We start from the raw sequence: 20834 nt of genomic DNA, 5'->3' as shown, positions 1-20834 counted from the left end.
AGAACCGTTCACTTCCTCGGCTTCATTCACCTCGCCGCCGCCATGATCTGGATGCGCTGAATGTCGATAAGGTCTAGCTCTAGGCCCGCTCAACCTCAGGCCGCAAGCGTCAATGCCGCCTTGCCTTTCAGCCGTGTCTTCTGTAATAGCGCGCGTTCTCACGGAAGGCGGTCTTGCACGCACCCATCCGGGACCGGGGTTTTCCCCGCTCGGTGTGCAGGATCCATCGTGGACGTCGGACTTCCGCCGATGACCACGCCGCCTTCCACAACGGAAGAAGGAAAACATGGCGTTCTACGAACACGTGGTCATCGCGCGGCAGGATATCTCGCCGCAACAGGCCGAAGCTCTGAACGAGCAACTGAAGACCCTCATCGAAGAAAATGGCGGCCACATCGCCAAGATCGAGTACTGGGGCCTTCGCAACCTCACCTACCGCATCAAGAAGAACCGCAAGGGCCACTATTCCCTGCTCGCGATCGACGCCCCGGCGCCGGCCGTGAAGGAAATGGAGCGCCAGCTGCTGATCAATGAAGACGTTCTGCGCTTCATGACGATCCGCGTCGAAGAGCTGGACCTGGAACTGTCGCCGGTTCTGGCCCGTCGCGATCGTCCTGATCGTGCGGAACGCCCGCGCGAAGACTTTGCGCCGCAAGCGCAAGCCCAAGCGTAAGGGAGAAATAGATCATGACCGATACGACTGCTCCCGAAGCCGGCGCCGCTCCGGCCGCCGCCGCTGGCGGCGCTCGCCGCCCGTTCTTCCGTCGCCGCAAGGTTTGCCCGTTCTCGGGCGCCAACGCGCCGAAGATCGACTACAAGGACGTGAAGCTGCTGCAGCGTTACGTCTCGGAACGCGGCAAGATCGTCCCGTCGCGCATCACCGCGGTGTCGGCCAAGAAGCAACGCGAACTGGCCAAGGCCATCAAGCGCGCCCGCTTCCTGGCTCTGCTCCCCTACGTCGTGAAGTAAGGGAGACACCACGATGAAAGTCATTCTGCTCGAACGCGTTGAAGGCACCGGCGTCCTGGGCGACGTGGTCACCGTGAAGGACGGCTTCGCCCGTAACTTCCTGCTGCCGCGTCACAAGGCCCTGCGCGCCACCAAGGCCAACGAAGCGACCTTCGAAGCGCAACGCGCCGAGATCGAAGCTCGCAACGTCCGTAACCGCGAAGCCGCCGGCAAGAACGGTGAATCGCTGGACGGCACCCAGTACGTCCTGATCCGTCAGGCTGGCGAAAGCGGCCAGCTGTACGGTTCGGTCGCGGGCCGCGACGTCGCCGACGCCATCAAGGCTGAAGGCGGCAAGGTCGACCGCTCGATGATCGTGCTGGACAAGCCGATCAAGACGCTGGGCGTCCACGAAGTGAAGGTGAAGCTGCACGCTGAAGTGACCGTCACGGTCACCCTCAACATCGCGCGCAGCGCTGACGAAGCCGAGCGCCAAGCGCGCGGCGAGAACGTGATCAACTCGCAGTTCGAGGAAGATCGCGCAGCCGAAGCCGAAGCCGCCCAAGACATGGCGGAAGGCGGCGCCGGCTCGTTCGAAGGCGACCACTACGAAGCCTAGTCCCTTCCGGGATCAGAGGTTTTATCGAGAAACGGCGCGGAGCAATCCGCGCCGTTTTTTTCTGCACGATCGCGCAGAAATGCTTAGCTTGTACGCATAAGTGTCAAATCCCATGTTCGCGGTAGGGGTTGAAACCCCTTCGGGGGCGTAAGGCCGAATGGCCGGCATCCCCGAGAAAATGAGAGGGGATATCTCAATGCGCTATAGAAGCCTGCTGCTGGCCGCCGCTTCACTGACGGCCTTCGCCGCCACGGCCCACGCCCAGACCGCCGCCCCCGCTGGCGGCGACGACGCCAACACCAATGTCGAAGAGATCATCGTCACCGGCACCCGCACCGCCGGTCGCTCGCGCCTGGACAGCCTGGCGCCGGTCGACGTGGTCACCGCCAAGACGCTGCAACAGCGCGGTAGCACCGAACTGGCCGCCGCCCTGGCCGCCACGGTGCCGTCGATCAACTTCCCGCGTCCGTCCAACACCGACGGCACCGACTCGGTCCGCCCCGCCGTCCTGCGCGGCCAGGGCCCGGACCAGACCCTGGTGCTGGTCAACGGCACCCGCCGCCACACCACGGCCCTGGTCAATCTGAACGGCTCGGTGGGCCGCGGCTCGGCCGCCGTCGACCTGAACGCCATTCCATCGGTCGCCCTTGACCGCATCGAAGTCCTGCGTGACGGCGCCGCGGCCCAGTACGGCTCAGACGCCATCGCCGGCGTCGTCAACCTGCGCCTGCGCGAAGCCGATCACGGCGGCGGCGTCACGGTCACGACCGGCAAGTACATCACCAGCTTCGACGGCCTGCAGACCGGCCAGAAGCAGAAGCGCCGCGACGGCGTGACCAAGACGGTCGCCGGCTGGCAGGGCCTGAAGTTGGGCTCGGACGGCTTCCTGACGCTGTCGGCCGAGTATGTGGACCGCGACTTCACCAACCGCTCCGACACCGACACCCGCGTGACCCCGCAACGCGTCACCTCGCGCTTCGGCGATCCCGAGGTCGAGCAGGTCAGCTTCTACGCCAATGCCGGAAAGCCGATCGGCGACAACTGGGAAGCCTATGGCTGGTACGGCTATCAGCAGCGCGACGCCGAGGCTTCGGCCACCTATCGCCTGCCCACCGACGCCAGCCAGAACATCCCCAGCGTCTATCCCAACGGCTACCTGCCGCTGATCACGACCAACAACGAGGACGTCACCGCCGCCGTCGGCCTGCGCGGCGAACTGGCTGGCTGGAAGCTGGACACCAACGTCGTCTACGGCAAGAACGACCTCGACTTCGGGGTCAAGAACACCATCAACCCGTCGTACGGCCCGACCTCGCCGACCAGCTTCAAGGCCGGCGGCCTGACCTACGACCAGATCGTGTTCGGCCTGGACGCCAGCCGCGAGTTCGAGGTCGGCCTGGCCGGTCCGCTGAACGTCGCCTTCGGCCTGGAAGCCCGCCGCGAGACCTTCCAGATCAACGCCGGCGAAGTGGCCTCGTACGCACGCGGCACGGTATCCCCGTCCCTGTCGTTCGGCTCGCGCGGCTTTACGGGCTTCACGCCCAGCAACGCGGTCGACGTCGATCGTGACGCCGTCGGCGTCTATCTCGACCTGGAAGGCAAGATCACCGAGAAGCTGACCGGCTCGGCCGCCATCCGCTACGAGGACTATTCGGACTTCGGCACCAACACGAGCTGGAAGCTGTCGGGTCGCTACGACTTCACCGACGCGTTCGCCATCCGTGGCGCCGCCTCGACCGGCTTCCGGGCCCCGAGCCTGCAGCAGCAGTACTTCACCTCGACCTCGATCCTGTACATCAACCAGATCGTCGGCGGCGTGACGACGGCGGTGCCGTTCGAGACCGGCACCTATCCCTCGCTGAGCCAGGTCGGCACGGCCCTGGGCGGCAAGCCGCTGGAGCCCGAGAAGTCCAAGAACTTCTCGCTGGGCGCGGTCTACCACAAGGGCGCCTTCGAGCTGACGGTCGACGCCTACCAGATCGACGTCGACAACCGCATCGTCCTGACCGAGACCCTGACGGGCTCGGCCACGGCGGCGGTGGGCACCAACGCCCGGGTGATCTTCGACCTGCTGGCGCCTTACGGGGCCTCTGCGGCGCGCTACTTCACCAACGGCGTCGACACCAAGACCAAGGGTATCGACGTGGTGGCGCGCTACCGGATCGTCGACGAGCAGGCCGGCACGTTCGACCTGACGGCCGCGGCCAACGTCAACGACTTCAACGTCCAGCGCACCCCGACCACCACCGTGCTGCCGACGCCGGTGACCCTGTTCGCGCGCCAGGCCACCCTGCGCTTCGAGAAGGGCACGCCGCGCACCAAGGTCTCGCTGCAAGGCGACTGGAGCAAGGACCGCTTCGGCGCCACCCTGCGCACCACCTTCTACGGCAACGTCCTGTCGCCCGGCACCATCGCCGACGGCAGCGGCGACTGGCGCACGGGCAACCAGGGCATCGTGGACCTGGAAGGCCGCTACCGCTTCGGCGAGCACGCCACCGTCTCGGTCGGCGCGGACAACCTGTTCGACCAGTACCCCGACCAGGTGCCGCCGAACCTGAACACCAGCGGCGGCAACCCGTTCTCCAGCTTCTCGCCGTTCGGCTTCAACGGCCGCTTCGTCTACGCGCGCCTCGCGATCAACTGGTAGTTATCCACAGGCCTCACGGCCCGCAAACGTTTGGGCGCGGAGAGCAATCTCCGCGCCCTTTCTTTTCCTGATTACGTCAGAAACGGACGCCACCCAGGGCGCGTGCGCTTGCACATTCCACCCTCCGGAACATACACAGAATATCCCCGTTCATCTGGCCCTTCCGCATCATCGGAACGGGCGTCAAAAGTCGCCTGGCGTTAAGATCCCCCGATGTCTCTCGTGCCCGCGCTCGACCTCGTCCCTTCCCATCTTCCCGAGCCCGTCATCAACGTGGCTCCGCACAACATGGAAGCCGAGCAGGCGCTGCTCGGGGTGCTGCTGTACGACAACGCCGCCTACGAGCGGCTGACCGACAGCCTGCAGGCGCGCTGCTTCTACGAGCCGTTCCACCAGCGGCTGTTCCAGGCGATCGAGACCCACGTCCGCAAGGGCCAGCTGGCCGAGCCGATCCTGCTGGCCGACGAGTTCAAGAAGGACGCCGCGTTCGAGGAGCTGGGCGGCCTGCGCTACCTGGCCGACCTGGTCGACCGCGCCCCGCCGGCGGCCAACGCCGGCGACTATGCCCGCGTGATCTTCGACCTCTCGCTGCGCCGCGAGCTGATCCGCATCGGCGGCGACATCGCCACGACCGCCCACAGCGGCATCGGCAAGGACGACGAGAAGAAGCCAGCCCGCGACCAGATCGAGCAGGCCGAACAGCAGCTGTACAGCCTGGCCGAAAGCGGCACCGCCTCGTCGGGCTTCGTGTCGTTCGGCGACGCCCTGCGCGGCGCCGTCGAGATGACCGCCGAAGCCTACAGCCGCGACGGCGGCATGTCCGGCGTCTCGACCGACCTGATGGACCTCGATCAGAAGATCGGTGGTCTGCACCCTTCCGACTTGATCGTCCTGGCCGGCCGTCCGTCGATGGGCAAGACCGCGCTGGCGACCAACATCGCCTTCAACATCGCCAAGAAATACGCCTACGAGATCCAGCCCGACGGCACCAAGAAGACCGTCCAGGGCGGCGTCGTGGCCTTCTATTCGCTGGAAATGAGCGCCGAGCAGCTGGCCCTGCGTATGCTGGCCGACGCGTCGGGCGTGTCGGGCGACAAGCTGCGTAAGGGCGAGATCGACGCCTCGGAGTTCGGGCGCGTGCGCGACGCGGCCATGGAGCTGCAGGAAGCGCCGCTGTTCATCGACGCCACCGGCGGTATCTCGATCGCCAAGCTGACCGCCCGCGCCCGTCGCCTCAAGCGCCAGCACGGCCTGGATCTGGTCGTGGTCGACTACCTCCAGCTGGTCACCGGCTCGGACCTGTCGTCCAACGCCAGCCGCGTGCAGGAAGTCTCGCAGATCACCATGGGCCTCAAGGCCCTGGCCAAGGAACTGGCCTGCCCGGTCATCGCCCTCTCGCAGCTGTCGCGTCAGGTCGAACAGCGTGACGACAAGCGGCCCCAGCTCTCCGACCTTCGGGAATCGGGCTCGATCGAACAGGACGCCGACATGGTGTGGTTCGTGTACCGCGAGGCCTACTATGTGGGCCGCGCCGAGCCGCGCGAAGGCACGCCCGAACACCTGCAATGGCAGGAGGACATGGACCGCCTGCACGGCCTGGCCGAGGTGATCATCGCCAAGCAGCGTCACGGCCCCATCGGCACCGTACGGCTGTCGTTCAACAGCGACACCACCCGCTTCGGAAATCTGGCCCGCGACCACTACTTCGCCCAGGCGCGGAACATTCCGTCGGACGAATAGGCGCGGGTTTGACGAACGAAGGCTCGACGGCCACGGTCGGCGCTCCGCTGCTCTAGCCGACGAGTCACATGGACTTCAGCCCCCTGCCCACCTCCAGCCTGGTCGGCGCCTTCCTGCTGGCGTTTCCGGCGCTGTTCTCGATCGTCAATCCGGTCGGGGCCTCGCTGATCTTCGACCAGGCGATGGGCGGCCGCAGCCGCGGCGAGCGGCGCAAGCTGGCGCGGCAGATCGGCTTCTACGCCTTCCTGGTGCTGCTGGGCTCGCTGCTGCTGGGCGGCTACATCCTCAACTTCTTCGGCGTCAGCCTGGGCGCCCTGCGGGTGGCCGGCGGCCTAGTCGTGGCCATCCGCGCCTGGGGCCTGCTGATGGACCCGCAGGAGCACGAGGACCGCAAGACCAGCCAGGCCGAGCCGGTCCAGAGCCACGAGGACGTGGCCTTCTTCCCGCTGACCATGCCGTTCACGACCGGCCCTGGCTCGATCTCGGTGGCCATCGCGCTGTCCTCGCAGCGCCCGACCGAGGGCGCGGCCGTGGCGCCGTTCTTCCTCGGCGCGGGCCTGGCGGCCGCCGTGGTCGCGATCATGGTCTGGCTGTTTTACAGCGCCTCGGGCCGGGTCATGCGCCTGCTGGGCCCGTCCGGCGCCCGCGTGCTGTCGCGACTGGTCGCCTTCCTGTTGCTGTGCATCGGCGTGCAGATCATCGCCTCGGGCGCCGAGAGCCTGGTGGGCAAGTTCATGACCACGCACCACGGTTAGACCGTTGAACCCAAAGGCCGCGTCCGCTACGCGAAGCCGGTGACCGAAGCCCGCCTGACCCTCGACCTGGACGCCCTGGCCGCCAACTACGCGGCGCTGAGCAAACGCGCCGGCGGCGTGGAACTGGCGCCGGCGGTGAAGGCCGACGGCTATGGCCTGGGCGCGGGCCCCATCGCCGACCGGCTGTGGGCCGAGGGCGCGCGGACCTTCTATGTCGCCCGCCTGTCCGAAGGCGTGGCCCTGCGCCAGGCGCTGGGCGACCGCGACGCGACGATCTACGTCCTGGACGGCGCCACGCCGGGCTCGGGCGACACGCTGGAGGGCGCGAACCTTACGCCCGTGCTCAACAGCCTGCCGCAGATCGAGGCCTGGAACGCCCAGGCGCGCGCCGGCCGGCTGAAGGCGGCGCTGCACATCGACACCGGCATGAACCGCCTGGGCCTGCGTCCTGAGGAAGTGAAGGTGCTGGTCGGGGCGTTCGATCGCCTCAAGCGCTTGGACCTCGAGCTGGTCATCAGCCACCTGGCCTGCGCCGACGTCCCCAGCCATCCGCTGAATCAGAGCCAGCTGGAGCGCTTCCAGGAGGCTGCCGCCCTGCTGCCGAACGCGCGCCGCAGCCTCTCCAACTCCGCCGGCCTGTTCCTGGGCGAGGGCTATCGTTTCGACCAGGCGCGGCCGGGCATCAGCCTCTATGGCGGCGGTCCCGAAGGCGTGCCGCATCCCGAGATCCGCGCCGTCGCCACGGTGGAAGCGCCGATCCTGCAGGTCCGCGTCGTGCCGCGCGGCGAGACCGTCGGCTACGGCGCCGATTGGACCGCGCCCGACACCACCCGCGTGGCCATCGTCGCGGCCGGCTATGCCGACGGCGTGCTGCGCGCCAGCCATCCCAACGGCCAGGCCTGGTTCGACGGCGCGCGTCGCCGCCTGCTGGGCCGCGTATCCATGGACCTGATCGCCGTCGAGATCACCGACTGCGACGCAGCTCGTCCCGGCGCGATGATCGAGCTGTTTGGTCCCAACCTGCCGATCGACGACGCCGCCAGCGCCGCCGGCACCTCGGCCTATGAACTGCTGACCCGCATCGCGCCGCGCGCCCGCACGGTTGTGGTCGGCTAGCCCGCCAGGGCCCGCAACCGAGCGGCGTTGACCGTCTCCGCCGCCGCTTTCAGCACATGGACATTATCCGCCGAGCCCTCGGCGGAGACCGCGAACCGGTCGGCGGCCACGATGCTGTAGCGGCCGGACTTGGAGTCGGTATCCCAGGCCTCGGTGACCATGCGCCCGCCCGCCGTGGTGGTGGTCTCGTAGCCCGTCGCCGTGCGCCGCGTGCTCGACGCGCCTTGGGCGTCGTCGGAAGCCCCGACGCTGCCGATCGCGCCCAGGTCGGTGACCTCCAACACGAAGGCCGAGGTGCCCTTCACGTAGCGCGCGCTGGCCTTGGTCATGTTGGGTTCGGGGCCGGTCGTCGCGGCTACTGCGCCGCGCGCGAAGCCGCCGACACTGGCCGGCAGAAGATCCTTCAGGCCGGCGGGGTTCAGCGCCTGCGTACCCTTCTGGGCCGCCTTGTCGGCGCGCTCGGACTCTTTCTCCAGCTCACGAAGGTCGACCGACTTGCCATTGACCTCGACCGGACCGGATGCGCGCCGCTCGCCTTCACGGCCGCAGCCGGCCAGCGCCATCACGACGGCCACCGCCACGCCCCAACGCCACGCCTTGCTCCCAGCCATGAGCTCCTCCGTGCCTGCCACCCTAACGCGTGTTGCGCCGCTTGGCTGCGTCCGGCTTTGGCGCAGCGGCCCGCCAACCTGTAGTCTGCGATCATCCGAGAATCAGGAGACCTCATGGCCCGCGACGGCGCCGTTTACGCCTGCCAGTCCTGTGGCGCGGTCCAGACCAAGTGGTCCGGCCAGTGCCCCGCCTGCCAGAGCTGGAACACCCTGGCCGAAGAGGTCGGCGCCCGGCCGCCCGGCGCCCTGGCGTCCACCAAGGCGACCCGCGTGCGCGGCCTGCAGTTCACGGGGCTGGAGAGCGACACCGCCCCGCCCCCGCGCATCATGACCGGCGTCGACGAGTTCGACCGCGTCTGCGGCGGCGGCGTCGTGCCGGGCTCGGCCATCCTGATTGGCGGCGACCCCGGCGTGGGCAAGTCGACCCTGCTGCTGCAGGTCTGCGCCAGCGCCGCCCTGCGGGGCGTGTCTTGCGCCTATATCTCCGGCGAAGAGGCCGTCGAGCAGATCCGCGGCCGCGCCGACCGCATGGGCCTGGCGAAAGCCAATGTCAGCCTGGCCGCCGAGACCTCGCTGCGCGACATCCTGGATGGTCTGAAGCGCGACAGCTTCGACCTCGTCGTCATCGACTCGATCCAGACCATGTGGAGCGACGCCCACGAGGCCGGCCCCGGCACCGTCACCCAGGTCCGCGCCTGCGCCACCGAGCTGGTGCGCCTGGCCAAGAAGAAGGGCGTGGCCATCCTGCTGGTCGGCCACGTCACCAAGGACGGCCAGATCGCCGGCCCGCGCGTGGTCGAGCACCTGGTCGACGCGGTCCTCGCCTTCGAGGGCGAGCGTGGCTATCCGTTCCGCATCCTGCGCGGGGCCAAGAACCGCTTCGGGGCCACCGACGAGATCGGCGTCTTCGAGATGGGCGATGTCGGCCTGCGCGAGGTCAAGAACCCCTCGGCCCTGTTCCTGAACGAAGGCGGCGAGCGCGCGGCGGGGGCTGCGGTGTTCGCCGGCATCGAGGGTTCGCGGCCCGTCCTGGTGGAGTTCCAGGCCCTGGTCGCGGCTTCCGCGTACGGAACACCCAGACGCGCCGTGGTCGGATGGGATTCCGGTCGCCTGGCCATGGTCCTGGCCATCCTTGAATCCCGATGCGGCCTTGGTTTTGGCGACAAGGACGTCTATCTGAACGTCGCTGGCGGCCTTCGGATCACGGAGCCGGCGGCCGATCTCGCGGCGGCGGCGGCCCTGGCCTCCTCCGCCCTGGACGTCGCCCTGCCCCAGGACTGCGTCGTGTTCGGCGAACTCAGCCTGTCGGGCGAAGTACGGCCCGTCAGCCGGATGGAGACGCGTTTGAAGGAAGCCGCGAAACTGGGATTTGGCCGGGCGCTCGGACCGCTCTCCGGCCTTCCGGAAGGCGGCGGAGCTCTGCCCGTGGCGGGTGTCGCCCGCGTGGCCGACGCCGTGCGCCGCATCGGCGACGAGATCTGGACGAGCCTGACGTGACGCCTTTCGACATCATCGCCGGTCTCCTGCTTCTGGTTTCCGGCGTCACCGGCTGGATTCGCGGCGCCTCGCGCGAGCTGACCTCGGCGCTGTCGTTCATCTTCGCCGCCGCGATCGCGCTGTTTGGCCTGCGCATCAGCGGCCCGATCTTCCGCAAGCTCATGGACCCCGACTGGGCCGCCACCGCGTGCGCCGTGCTGGTGGTGTTCGTGATCTTCTTCCTGATCTTCCGCCTGATCGGCGGCCGGCTGACCGCCAGCCTGCACGAGACCTCGGCCGGCGCGCTGGATCGCGCGGTCGGCGCGACCTTCGGCGTGATCCGCGCCTGCGTGATCCTGGGCGTCTTCAACCTGCTGCTGCACCTGGCCACCCCGCCCGACCGCATGCCGCGCTGGGTGCAGGATTCGATGTTCTATCCCCTGTCCGAAGCCAGCGGCACGGTGCTGAAGGTCTTCGCGCCCAAGGGCAAGGCGCTGGCCGGCAGGCTGGCGCCCGCGATCAAGGACGCCGTCCGAGAAAACGCTCCCGAAGGGGGCGGCGACAATACGTCCGGCGAGAAGTCGTCCGGAAAAGGCTATGATGATGACCAGCGTCGCAAGCTCGACGACCTGGTGGAGAAATCGCGATGACCTTCCTGGGCCAATCGACCGACCGCTATTCCTCTTCTCCCGTCCGTGATCCCGAGGACGATACGCTGCGCCTGGAGTGCGGCGTGTTCGGCGTGTTCGGCGTCCGTGACGCAGCGGCCATCGCGGCGCTGGGCCTGCACGCCCTGCAGCATCGCGGCCAGGAAGCCTGCGGCATCGCCGCCTTCGACGGCGGCCGCTTCCACACCGAGCGCCACATGGGCCATGTCGGCGACGCCTTCACGGGCTCTGACCTGGTGCAGCGCCTTCCCGGCAACATGGCCATCGGCCACACCCGCTATTCCACGGCCGGCGGCGCGGGCATCCGCAACGTCCAGCCGATGTTCGCCGATCTCGAGACCGGCGGCGTGGCCATCGCCCACAACGGCAACCTGACCAACTTCCTGACCCTGCGCGAGCGCCTGGTGCAGGAAGGCGCGATCTTCCAGTCGACCTCGGACTCGGAAGTGATCCTTCACCTGATCGCCCGCTCGCGGAAGGCCAAGATCGTCGACCGCTTCGTCGACGCCGTCGGCCAGATCGAAGGCGGCTACGCCCTGGTGGCGATCACCAACAAGAAGATGATCGGCCTGCGCGACCCGCTGGGCATCCGCCCGCTGGTGCTGGGCGACCTGGACGGCAAGCCGGTCCTGGCCTCGGAAACCTGCGCCCTCGACATGATCGGCGCCCGCTTCGTGCGCGACATCGAGCACGGCGAGATGGTGGTCATCGAAGAGACCGGCATCACCTCGACCAAGCCGTTCCAGACCCAGGCTGCGCGCCCCTGCGTGTTCGAATATGTCTATTTCGCCCGTCCCGACAGCGTCGTGAACGGCCGCTCGGTCTATGGCGTGCGCAAGCGCATGGGCCGCAACCTGGCCAAGGAAACCGGCATCGACGCCGATGTCGTGGTGCCGGTGCCGGACTCGGGCGTGCCCGCCGCGCTGGGCTTCGCCCAGGAGAGCGGCATCCCGTTCGAGATGGGCATCATCCGCAATCACTATGTGGGCCGCACCTTCATCCAGCCGACCCAGGGCGTCCGCGAGCTGGGCGTGCGCATGAAGCACAGCCCCAATCGCGCCATCCTGGCCGGCAAGCGCGTCATCCTGATCGACGACTCGATCGTGCGCGGCACTACCTCGCTGAAGATCGTCCGCATGGTCCGCGAGGCCGGCGCCAAGGAGGTCCACCTCCGCTCGGCCAGCCCGCCGATCAAGTGGCCCGACTTCTACGGCATCGACATGCCGGAACGCGAACAGCTGCTGGCGGCCAACAAGTCGCTGGAAGAGATGGCCAAGTTCCTGGAAGTCGACTCGCTGGGCTTCCTGTCGGTCGAGGGCCTGTACGACGCCCTGGAAGCCGGTCCCCGCGACCCGGCCGCCCCGCAGTTCACCGACCACTATTTCACCGGCGACTACCCGACCCGCCTGACGGACCGCGAGATCGCCGAAGGCCGCAACGAAACCAACGACAAGCAGCTCTCGCTGCTGGTCAGCGCCTAAGCCGATCACCTCCAGATGGGCCTGAAGAGCGTTCTCGAGAAGCTGAAGCTCGAGCCGTACGTCATCGCGCTGTTCGGCATGGTCTTGCTGGCCTCGATCCTGCCGGTGCGGGGCGAGGTCGCCGACGGCCTGAACATCGTCGTCAAGCTGGCCATCGCCCTGCTGTTCTTCCTGCACGGCGCCAAGCTGTCGCGCGAGGCCGTGGTCGCCGGGATCACCCACTGGCGGCTGCACCTGCTGATCCTGGCCTTCACCTTCGTGATGTTCCCGGTCCTGGGCCTGGTCGCCAGCAAGCTGCCGATCCTGCCCACGACCCTGGCGGCGGGCATGCTGTTCCTGTGCTGCCTGCCCTCGACCGTGCAGTCGTCGATCGCCTTCACCTCGATCGCCAAGGGCAATGTCGCCGCCGCCGTCTGCGCGGCCTCGGCTTCCAACCTGTTCGGCATCTTCATCACGCCGGTGCTGGTGGGTCTGCTGATGCACACCCAGGGCGGCGCGGCCGGCGGCTGGAAGTCGGTGCAGGACATCGTCGTGCAGTTGCTGCTGCCCTTCGTGGTCGGCCAGATCGCCCGCCCGTGGGTCAGCAAATACATCGACCGGCACAAGCAGCTGGTCGGCTATGTCGACCGGGGCTCGATCCTGCTGGTGGTCTATGCCGCCTTCAGCGAGGCCGTGGTCGGCGGCATCTGGCACAAGGTCTCGGCGGCCGAGATGGGCCTGCTGCTGCTCGCCTGCTGCGTCCTGCTGGCCATCGTCCTGGCCGCCACCACCTACGGCTCGCGCGCCCTGGGCTTCAACCGGGCCGACGAGATCACCATCATGTTCTGCGGCTCCAAGAAGAGCCTGGCCACCGGCGTGCCGATGGCCAACATCCTGTTCCCCGGCCCGACGGCGGGGATCATCGTCCTGCCGCTGATGATCTTCCACCAGATCCAGCTGATGGCCTGCTCGGTCATCGCCCAACACTACGCCAAGCAAGCCCAGACGGAGACGGCGGAAGCCTGAGGTTTCCGTCGTCCCTTCCCTGCTCTAGAACCCGCCCATGACTTCCGACTCCTCCCAGCCGCTGGCCGGCCGCATCGCCCTCGTCACGGGCGCCACGCGCGGCATCGGCGAAGCGGTCGCCCTGGGCCTGGCCAAGGCCGGCGCCCATGTGATCGCCGTCGGCCGGACTCAAGGCGCGCTGGAAGCCCTGGACGATGAGATCCTGGAAGCCACCGGCGAGCGCGCCACCCTGGTCCCGCTGGACCTGCGCGAGCCCGACGGCCTGGACCATCTGGGCGCGGCCATCCATCAGCGCTGGGGCAAGCTGGACATCGTGGTCGGCGCGGCCGGCCTGCTGGGTCCCCTCACGCCCGTGAGCCACCTGGAGCCCAAGGGCTGGGACATGATCCTGTCCACCAACCTGACGGCCAACTGGCGCCTGATCCGCGCCATGGACCCGCTGCTGCGCGCGTCGGACGCCGGCCGCGCCCTGTTCTTCTCCAGCAGCGTGGCCAAGACCCGTCCTGCCTTCTGGGGCGCCTATGCCGCGACCAAGGCGGCCCTCGAGGCGATCGTCGACGTCTATGCCGACGAGACTGAGAACACCCCCATCCGCGCCCTGTGCGTCGATCCCGGCGCCATGCGCACCCGCATGCGGGCCGGCGCCTTCCCGGGCGAAGATCCCAAGACCGTCGCAGCGCCGGAGACCATCGTCCCGTTCGTGGTCGATCTGGTGCGTCCGGACCGCGACCCGCCCAAGGGCGTGGTGCGCTTCAAGGACCGTGGGCAGGAATCACCCAGCATCGACGCCTGAGACCGGTACCTCTCCCTCGGGGCTGGAATTGTTACAGAAATAGATCTCAGAGTTGTATTCGGGTGAAAAATGCTACCCTGGAGCTGATCCGGGGAACAATGTTTTGCGACGATCTCGCAAATTAGCGCCCCGTTAACCCACAAGCCGCGACACGTTGCCGCACGGCAACGACGCCGTGTGCTGGGGTCTGCAACATGGCGCTGTTCTCTCGCGGCCGTGACAACGGTGACATGGCCCGCATCTCCGACCTGGAAGGCGTTGTCGCCGCGATCCAGCGCTCGCAGGCGGTCATCGAGTTCAATCTCGACGGCACGATCATCACGGCCAACGACAACTTCCTGAAGACCCTGGGCTACAGCCTGTCGGAGATCCAGGGCCGCAAGCACAGCCTGTTCATCGAGGCCTCGGAGGCCGAGAGCCCCGCCTATCGCGAATTCTGGCGTCGCCTGAACGCCGGCGAGTTCTTCGCCAGCAAGTACAAGCGCCTGGGCAAGGGCGGCCGCGAGATCTGGATCCAGGCCTCGTACAACCCGGTGTTCGACAAGACTGGCAAGCCGGTGAAGGTCATCAAGTTCGCTTCGGACATCACCGCGATCGAGATCGAGCGCGCCCGCAACGAAGCCGAGCGTGAAGAGACCCAGCAGGAGCAGGAGCTCGTCGTCTCGGCCCTGGCCGACAGCCTGGGCCGCATGGCGCGCGGCGACCTGACCGCCCGCATCGAAGCGCGCTTCGACGGCCGCTACGCCCAGCTGAAGGAAGACTTCAACGCCGCCATCGACAGCCTGCGCGACGCCATGAGCGCCATCGCCGAGGCCGCCAGCGGCATGGAGAGCGGCGCCAACGAGATCGCCAGCGCTTCCAACGACCTGTCCAAGCGCACCGAGCAGCAGGCCGCCAGCCTGGAAGAGACGGCCGCTGCGCTCGACGAGATCACCGCCACGGTCAAGCGCAGCGCCGACGGCGCCAAGCAGGCCTCGGCCGCGGCTTCCGCCGCCAGCACCGACGCCGACCGCTCGGGCGAGGTGGTCGACCAGGCCATCACCGCCATGGGCGAGATCGAGAAATCCTCGGCCCAGATCGGCAACATCATCGGCGTGATCGACGAGATCGCCTTCCAGACCAACCTCTTGGCCCTGAACGCCGGCGTCGAAGCCGCCCGCGCCGGTGAAGCCGGCCGTGGTTTCGCGGTCGTCGCTCAGGAAGTCCGGGCCCTGGCCCAACGCTCCGCCGACGCCGCCAAGGAGATCAAGACCCTGATCGCCAATTCGACCGCCCAGGTCGAGCGCGGCGTCCGCCTGGTCGGCGACACCGGCACGGCGCTGAGCGGCATCGTCAGCAAGGTCGGCGAGATCAACAGCCTGATCCGTGAGATCGCCGAGTCCTCGCAGGAACAGGCCACCGGCCTGAACCAGGTCAATGCCGCGGTGAACCAGATGGATCAGGTCACCCAGCAGAACGCCGCCATGGTCGAGCAGGCCAACACCTCGTCGGCGTCGCTGCGCGGCGAAGCCCAGGACCTGGCCCGCCAGGTGTCGCGCTTCCAGACCGGCGCCCGCGCGCCGATCCGCCGTCCCGAGCCGGTCCAGGCCCGCGCCCCGGTCCACACGCCGCGCGCCAAGGCCTTCGCCCGTCCGGGCGGCGCGGCCGCGGCTCCAGCCACCGAGTGGGAAGAGTTCTAGTGGGGGGAGCGGACCTGCCTTAGCAGCAGGTTCGCCGTGGCCGCCGCCGAGCCGTCACCGGTCAGGGCGGCGGCCACGATCACACCGTCCTTCATCGACCAGGCCACGACCGCGCCAGCGCCCGGCGTGCCGCCCAGATGGCCCAGCCACAGGTCCTTGCTCCCGTCCGGCGCCGGAACCTCCACGACCATCGCGCCCAGGCCATAGAAGCTGCCGGCGTCGAACATCGGATAGAGCTTCCCGAACATCGCCTGCACGGTTTCCTGCTTCAGCAGCTTGCCGCCCAGCAGCGCCGCCCAGACCCTGGCCATGTCGCCAGCCGAGCCCACGACGGGGCCTGCTGGACCGGCCCAGGCCGGCTCGATCGGCGCTTCCTTGGCCGAGACCAGCTTGGCCACGTCTTCGGCCTTGTCGCCATCGCTCAGCATCCGCAGCGACGTCAGCCCCAGCGGCTTGATGATCCGCGCCTCGATCGCGGCCTGCCAGGACTGGCCGTCGACCGTCTCGATCACCTTGCCCAGCAAGGCGTAGCCGGTGTTGGAGTAGCGCCAGCGCTCGCCCGGACACGACATGGCGCCGTGACGGGCGATGATCTTCACGTCCTCGTCCAAGGTGTGGGCGCGGTGCTCCGCCCTCGCCTTCAGGTCCTCGTTGGCGCTGAACAGGCCGCCGGTGTGGGCCAGCAGGTCACGGATGGTCACCACGTCGCCATTCGGCGCGCCGGCGACGTACTTGCCGATCGGGTCTTCCAGCTTGAGCTTGCCGGCCTCGACCAGCTGCAGGGTCACGATGGCGACCAGGCTCTTGCCCGCGCTGGCCCAGAACAGCATCGGCGGCTGGTCGCCGCTGTCGGTGCGCTCCCAGGCGCCCTTGCCCGGCACGAGGACGGCCGCCGTCATGGCCGGCGCCTTGGTCGCGGCCTTGGCCTGCAGGAACCCGGCCTCCAGCCGCGCGACGGTTTCGGGATCAAGCGCGGCCTTCGGAACCTCGGCCAGCAAAGGCGGTGCGACGGGCGCATGCAGCGGCGGACCGACATAGGTCACCGCGCTCTTGCAGACGACGGGCTTGTAGTCGGCCGCCAGCGCGCTCGCCGGCAGAGCCGCCAACACCATCGCCAGTCCCATGCCCCGCATCACCACGCTCCCGGTTCAGCTTCAGAAGGCTAAACGCGTATGGCGAAGTTTAGGCTCAGCGCTTCGGCTTCCCCGGACCGGTGTTGCCGCGCACGGTGCGCGCGCCCGACACCGGACGCTTGGGGCCCGCCGCCTTGCCGCCGGCCGACTTGACGCCGACCTTGTAGCTGGGAGTCGTCGAGACCTTCTTCTGGACCTTGGGGCCCAGCTTCTTGACCGACTTGACGGCGGCCTTGCCGGGCTCGGCCGCCGGAGCGCCCTCGACCGGAGCCGCGGCGACCTTCGCAGGCGCCTTCTTCTTGACCGGCTTGGCCAAGCGCGGATCGGGCAGACCGGCTTCGATCGCGGCCTTGGCGGCGGCCTCGTCGGCGATGCGCTTGGACTTCTTGACCGTGTTGCGCGAGGCGCGGATGCGTTCCTCCTCGCGCTCGCGGCGTTCGAACTCGCGCTTGCCCCGGCCGCTGTGGCCCTTGGCCTCGCCGTCGGCATAGGGGTTGGCGCCCGACTTGATGGTGATGCGCAGCGGCACCCCCGGCAGGTCGAAGCTCTCACGCAGGGAGTTGATCAGATAGCGCCGATAGTGGTCGGGCATCTGGTCGGCGCGGCTGGAGAACAGCACGAACGTCGGCGGACGGGCCTTGGTCTGGGCCATGTACTTCGGCTTCACGCGACGGCCCGAGACGGCGGGCGGCGGGTGGCGCTGCATGGCCATCTGCAGCCAGTCGTTCAGGTCGCGGGTCTTGACCTTGGTCGACCAGTCCTTGTGGATCTTCAGCACGGCCGGCATCAGCTTGTTGACGCCGCTGCCGGTCTCGCCCGACAGCGCCACGACCGGCGCGCCGCGCACCTGGGGCAGCATGCGCTCGGCGTGCTCGCGGAAGGCCGCCAGGGTCGCGGCCTGGTCCTCGATCAGGTCCCACTTGGCCAGGCAGAACACCAGGGCGCGCCCTTCCCGCTCGGTCAGGTCGGCGATCTGCAGGTCCTGGATCTCGAACGGGTGGGTGGCGTCCATCACCAGCACCACGACCTCGGCGAAGGTGATGGCGCGGATGGTGTCCTGGGTGGAGAGCTTCTCCAGCTTCTCCTGGACCTTAGCCTTCTTGCGCAGGCCGGCAGTGTCGACTAGGCGGACCTTCTTGTCGCCCCAGACCCAGTCTACCGAGATCGAGTCGCGGGTGATGCCGGCCTCAGGACCGGTCAGCAGGCGCTGCTCGCCGATCAGGCGGTTGATCAGGGTGGACTTGCCGGCGTTCGGACGGCCGACGATGGCCAGCCGGATCGGCTTGTCCTCATCGTCCTCGTCATCCGAGTACTGGTCCTCGGGAACGGCTTCCAGCATGGCGGCGTAGAGCTCTGCCATGCCTTCGCCGTGCTCGCCCGAGATCGGGATCGGCTCGCCCAGGCCCAGCTTGTAGGCCTCGCCGATGCCCGACTGGCCAGCTTTGCCCTCGGCCTTGTTGGCGGCGATGATCACCGGCTTGCCGCGACGGCGCAGCAGGGTGGCGAACACCTCGTCCAGCGGCGTCACGCCTTCACGGGCGTCGTAGATGAACAGCGAGAGGTCAGCTTCCTCGATCGCCAGCTCGGTCTGGGCGCGCATGCGCGCTTCAAGGCTCTCGTCGGAGACGTCCTCGAAGCCGGCGGTGTCGATCAGGTGCAGGTCCAGGTCGCCCAGGCGGCCGTCGGCGTAGCGGCGGTCACGGGTGACCCCCGGCTGGTCGTCGACGATGGCCAGCTTCTTGCCGGCCAGACGGTTGAACAGCGTGGACTTGCCCACATTAGGGCGGCCGACGATGGCGAGTTTCAAAGGCATAAGGCGTCCAGTAGTCGATTTTTGCCTTTCCCGCAAAAGGCTGCGGAAAAAGCGAAGGCCCGGGCCAGCTTTCGCGGACCCGGGCTCAAGAGCATTTCAAGTTATCGGCGGGCCTCGGAAGGCCCGTTTTAGTCAGCGGATGGCGACCAGTTCGGCGTCGTCCGTGACGAGATAGATGGTGTCGCCGACCGCGATCGGATTCAGCAGGACCGGCGCGCCGATCTTCAGGGTCTTTTCCTTGGCGCCGGTCTTGGCGTTCAGAGCGACGGCTTCACCAGCGCTGGACACCGTGATCAGGCGGCCATTGGCCAGGATCGGGGTCGACCACAGGATCGGATGCTTGGCGCGCTTCTTCTTCTGCTTCTTGGACAGGGCCTCGGTGTTGTTGAGGTCCTGGATCCAGTAGACCGAGCCGTTCTCGCGCGAGACGCAGATCACCTGGCCGGCCTTGTCGACGACGAAGACGACGTCGCCGGCGGCCCACGGGGTGGTGATTGCGGTCACCGGCAGGCTCCAGCGGGTCTGGCCCGTGCGCAGGTCGGTGGCGGCGAAGACGCCCGAGTGGCTGACGGCGAAGACGTCGCCCTTGTAGATCACCGGGCGGCCCGGGATGTCGCGGATTTCCGACAGCGCGTTGGTGCGGCTGGCGCGGCTCAGGGCCTCGCTCCACAGGTCGTTGCCGTTGGCGCTGCGCAGGGCCACCAGTTCGCCCGAGGCGAAGCCGGCGACGACCGTGTCGCCGCTGACGGCGGGGCTCGAGGCGGCCAGGATGCGGGCGGGCTCACTGAGGGCCTGGTAGGTCCAGCCCGGCGCGCCGTTCTCGGTGGCGTAGGTCAGCAGTTCGTTGTCGGTCGAGACCACGAACACGCGGCCGTCGGCGACCGTCGGGGCGCCGTGGATCGGGGTCGAGGTCTGCTGCGTCCAGCCGATATTGCCGGTCGCGGCGTCGATCTGGGCCACGAAGCGGAAGCCCGAGGCGACATACAGCTTGTTGTCCGGACCGACGGCGACGCCGCCGCCGAAGCCCAGGCGATCGTTCTTCTTGGGCATCAGGCCCATGAAGCCGCCCTTGATGGTCGGGCCGGCAGCCGGACGCAGGTCCTTGCGCCAGATCTGCGAGCCGGACTTGGCGTCCAGCGCCACGACGTCGGCTTCACCGTCCATCACATAGATGCGGCCCTCAGCCGAGACCGGCGGGGCGGTGACGTGGAACTTCTTCCCGCCCTTCTTGCCGAAGCCCTTCTTCCAGGCGACCTGGAAGCCCTTGCCGGCGTCGACGTGCTCGACCGACTGCTCGGCGTTGCCGCCCGGCAGGCGCCATTCGGTCTGGGCGACCGGATCAGGCAGGAAGAAGTCGGCGCCCTTCAGCGATTCATTGGCCTCGACCTTCTGGTCGAAGGCTATGATCGAGATGCGCTGGCCCTGGCTGGCCGTGGACTTGTTCTTGTCCTTGCCGCCGAAGGGATTGATTTTCGAAACCGTCGAGCAGCCGGTGATGGCCACGGACGCGGACATCAGCGCGACCAGGGCGACGGAACGCTTGGAGATCATCATGCGGCTCATTGAGAGGCGTTGGGGCCGGCGGCGGCGGCGTTGGGCGCGAGACCGGCGGGCAGTTGGCCCATCGGCGGCATCGGAGGCAGTTTGGCGGCGGCCTTCACGGCCGCGCCCAGGTCCTTGGCGGCGCCCGAGTCGATCAGCTGCATCGCCGCCTTGGCGCGCTGGCGCACTTCTTCGGACGTGCTGGTGTCGAGCGAGTTGGCCAGGATGACGAATTCGGCGCGCGCGCCGGCCAGGTCGCCGGCCTGCAGCTTCGCGAACGCCAGGGCTTCCTTGGCGTAGACGCGATACGGACTCTTTTCCCCCGCCAACGGCGTCAACCTCGACTCGATGTCCTTGTACGAGGCGGTGTCCATCAGGGCGAAGGCGGATTTGAGGCGGGCCAGGTCACCAAGCAGCACATTCGGCGCGGCCTTGGCGGCCTCGTCGAAATAGGTCACCGCTTCGGCAGTCTTGTTGGCTTCCAGGCGGATATCGCCCATCTGCAGCAGGGCCAGGGCCTTGTAGCCATTGGCGCCGGTGTCGGCGACGGTCTTGAACTGACCGAAGGCCTTGTCCGGACCTTGCTTCTGGGCGGTTTCCAGCGCGGCCTGGTAGCCCTCGGAGGCCTTGTCGGCCTGTTTCGTCTGATACGAGGTCCAGCCCCAGTAGCCGCCGACGCCGATCACCACGGCCGCCGTCGCCGCCGCCACCCAGGGCAGCGACTTCACCGCCAGCGAGCGATAGCGCTCCGACCGAAGCTGCTCTTCGACTTCGTCAAAAACATCGACCACGAAACGAGGCTCCGAAA

At 68.0% G+C, this 20834-nt stretch carries 18 protein-coding genes; 13 read left to right on the top strand and 5 right to left on the bottom strand.

Features of this window, described 5'->3' with window-relative positions:
* Positions 1-286 precede the first annotated feature (286 nt).
* The 7 genes from rpsF (at position 287) to alr (ending at position 7825) form a co-directional block, all read left to right on the top strand.
* Positions 287-673: a 30S ribosomal protein S6 gene (gene rpsF, locus AC1RR5_RS26480; protein WP_454716438.1), complete on the top strand. Its 387-nt coding sequence runs from the start codon at positions 287-289 to the stop codon at positions 671-673.
* Positions 674-687: 14 nt separating this feature from the next.
* Positions 688-969: a 30S ribosomal protein S18 gene (gene rpsR, locus AC1RR5_RS26475; protein ID WP_172271605.1), complete on the top strand. Its 282-nt coding sequence runs from the start codon at positions 688-690 to the stop codon at positions 967-969.
* 13 nt (positions 970-982) lie between these two features.
* On the top strand, positions 983-1567 hold the full coding sequence (gene rplI / locus AC1RR5_RS26470; protein WP_492926719.1) for a 50S ribosomal protein L9: 585 nt from the start codon (positions 983-985) through the stop codon (positions 1565-1567).
* A gap of 196 nt (positions 1568-1763) precedes the next feature.
* Positions 1764-4214: a TonB-dependent receptor plug domain-containing protein gene (locus AC1RR5_RS26465; protein ID WP_492926717.1), complete on the top strand. Its 2451-nt coding sequence runs from the start codon at positions 1764-1766 to the stop codon at positions 4212-4214.
* A gap of 213 nt (positions 4215-4427) precedes the next feature.
* The gene (locus AC1RR5_RS26460; RefSeq protein ID WP_492926715.1) at positions 4428-5954 is read left to right on the top strand and encodes a replicative DNA helicase; all 1527 of its coding nucleotides are present in this window, start codon (positions 4428-4430) and stop codon (positions 5952-5954) included.
* A 68-nt stretch (positions 5955-6022) separates the two neighbouring features.
* Entirely contained in the window at positions 6023-6709 is a 687-nt protein-coding gene (locus AC1RR5_RS26455) for a MarC family protein (RefSeq protein ID WP_492926713.1), read from the top strand.
* 39 nt (positions 6710-6748) lie between these two features.
* On the top strand, positions 6749-7825 hold the full coding sequence (gene alr, locus AC1RR5_RS26450; RefSeq protein ID WP_492926711.1) for an alanine racemase: 1077 nt from the start codon (positions 6749-6751) through the stop codon (positions 7823-7825).
* Here the strand turns inward: alr and AC1RR5_RS26445 are convergent.
* Positions 7822-8436 (bottom strand): hypothetical protein, encoded by a 615-nt coding sequence (locus AC1RR5_RS26445; protein WP_492926709.1) that lies wholly within the window; start codon positions 8434-8436, stop codon positions 7822-7824. The two genes, alr and AC1RR5_RS26445, sit on opposite strands and share 4 nt — an antisense overlap.
* Positions 8437-8550: 114 nt before the next feature.
* Here AC1RR5_RS26445 and radA point away from each other — a divergent pair, with 114 nt between their 5' ends.
* From radA to AC1RR5_RS26415, 6 genes are all read left to right on the top strand, one after another.
* Positions 8551-9933: a DNA repair protein RadA gene (gene radA, locus AC1RR5_RS26440; RefSeq protein WP_492926707.1), complete on the top strand. Its 1383-nt coding sequence runs from the start codon at positions 8551-8553 to the stop codon at positions 9931-9933.
* Positions 9930-10562 carry a CvpA family protein gene (locus AC1RR5_RS26435; RefSeq protein ID WP_492926705.1) on the top strand — a complete coding sequence of 211 codons (633 nt, stop codon included), beginning with the start codon at positions 9930-9932 and terminating at the stop codon, positions 10560-10562. The genes radA and AC1RR5_RS26435 overlap by 4 nt, the downstream gene beginning before the upstream one ends.
* The gene (purF, locus tag AC1RR5_RS26430) at positions 10559-12061 is read left to right on the top strand and encodes an amidophosphoribosyltransferase (protein ID WP_492926703.1); all 1503 of its coding nucleotides are present in this window, start codon (positions 10559-10561) and stop codon (positions 12059-12061) included. Before AC1RR5_RS26435 ends, purF begins: the two co-directional genes overlap by 4 nt.
* A 15-nt stretch (positions 12062-12076) precedes the next feature.
* Entirely contained in the window at positions 12077-13066 is a 990-nt protein-coding gene (locus AC1RR5_RS26425; RefSeq protein WP_492926701.1) for a bile acid:sodium symporter family protein, read from the top strand.
* 37 nt (positions 13067-13103) lie between these two features.
* The gene (locus tag AC1RR5_RS26420) at positions 13104-13859 is read left to right on the top strand and encodes an SDR family NAD(P)-dependent oxidoreductase (RefSeq protein ID WP_492926699.1); all 756 of its coding nucleotides are present in this window, start codon (positions 13104-13106) and stop codon (positions 13857-13859) included.
* Positions 13860-14053: 194 nt separating this feature from the next.
* Positions 14054-15538: a methyl-accepting chemotaxis protein gene (locus AC1RR5_RS26415; RefSeq protein WP_492926697.1), complete on the top strand. Its 1485-nt coding sequence runs from the start codon at positions 14054-14056 to the stop codon at positions 15536-15538.
* Here AC1RR5_RS26415 and AC1RR5_RS26410 read toward each other — a convergent pair.
* From AC1RR5_RS26410 to AC1RR5_RS26395, 4 genes are all read right to left on the bottom strand, one after another.
* Complete coding sequence (locus AC1RR5_RS26410; RefSeq protein WP_492926695.1) at positions 15535-16671, bottom strand: serine hydrolase domain-containing protein; 1137 nt, start codon at positions 16669-16671, stop codon at positions 15535-15537. The genes AC1RR5_RS26415 and AC1RR5_RS26410 overlap by 4 nt on opposite strands.
* 55 nt (positions 16672-16726) lie before the next feature.
* On the bottom strand, positions 16727-18484 hold the full coding sequence (der, locus tag AC1RR5_RS26405; protein WP_492926693.1) for a ribosome biogenesis GTPase Der: 1758 nt from the start codon (positions 18482-18484) through the stop codon (positions 16727-16729).
* Between the two features lie 132 nt (positions 18485-18616).
* On the bottom strand, positions 18617-20047 hold the full coding sequence (locus AC1RR5_RS26400; RefSeq protein WP_492926691.1) for a PQQ-like beta-propeller repeat protein: 1431 nt from the start codon (positions 20045-20047) through the stop codon (positions 18617-18619).
* The gene (locus AC1RR5_RS26395) at positions 20044-20817 is read right to left on the bottom strand and encodes a tetratricopeptide repeat protein (protein WP_492926689.1); all 774 of its coding nucleotides are present in this window, start codon (positions 20815-20817) and stop codon (positions 20044-20046) included. Before AC1RR5_RS26395 ends, AC1RR5_RS26400 begins: the two co-directional genes overlap by 4 nt.
* Positions 20818-20834: the final 17 nt, after the last annotated feature.

Source organism: Caulobacter sp. GW821-FHT11E11 (assembly GCF_058808315.1).
Note: the sequence above shows the minus strand (reverse complement) of the source record. Positions and strands in the feature narration are given on the sequence as shown.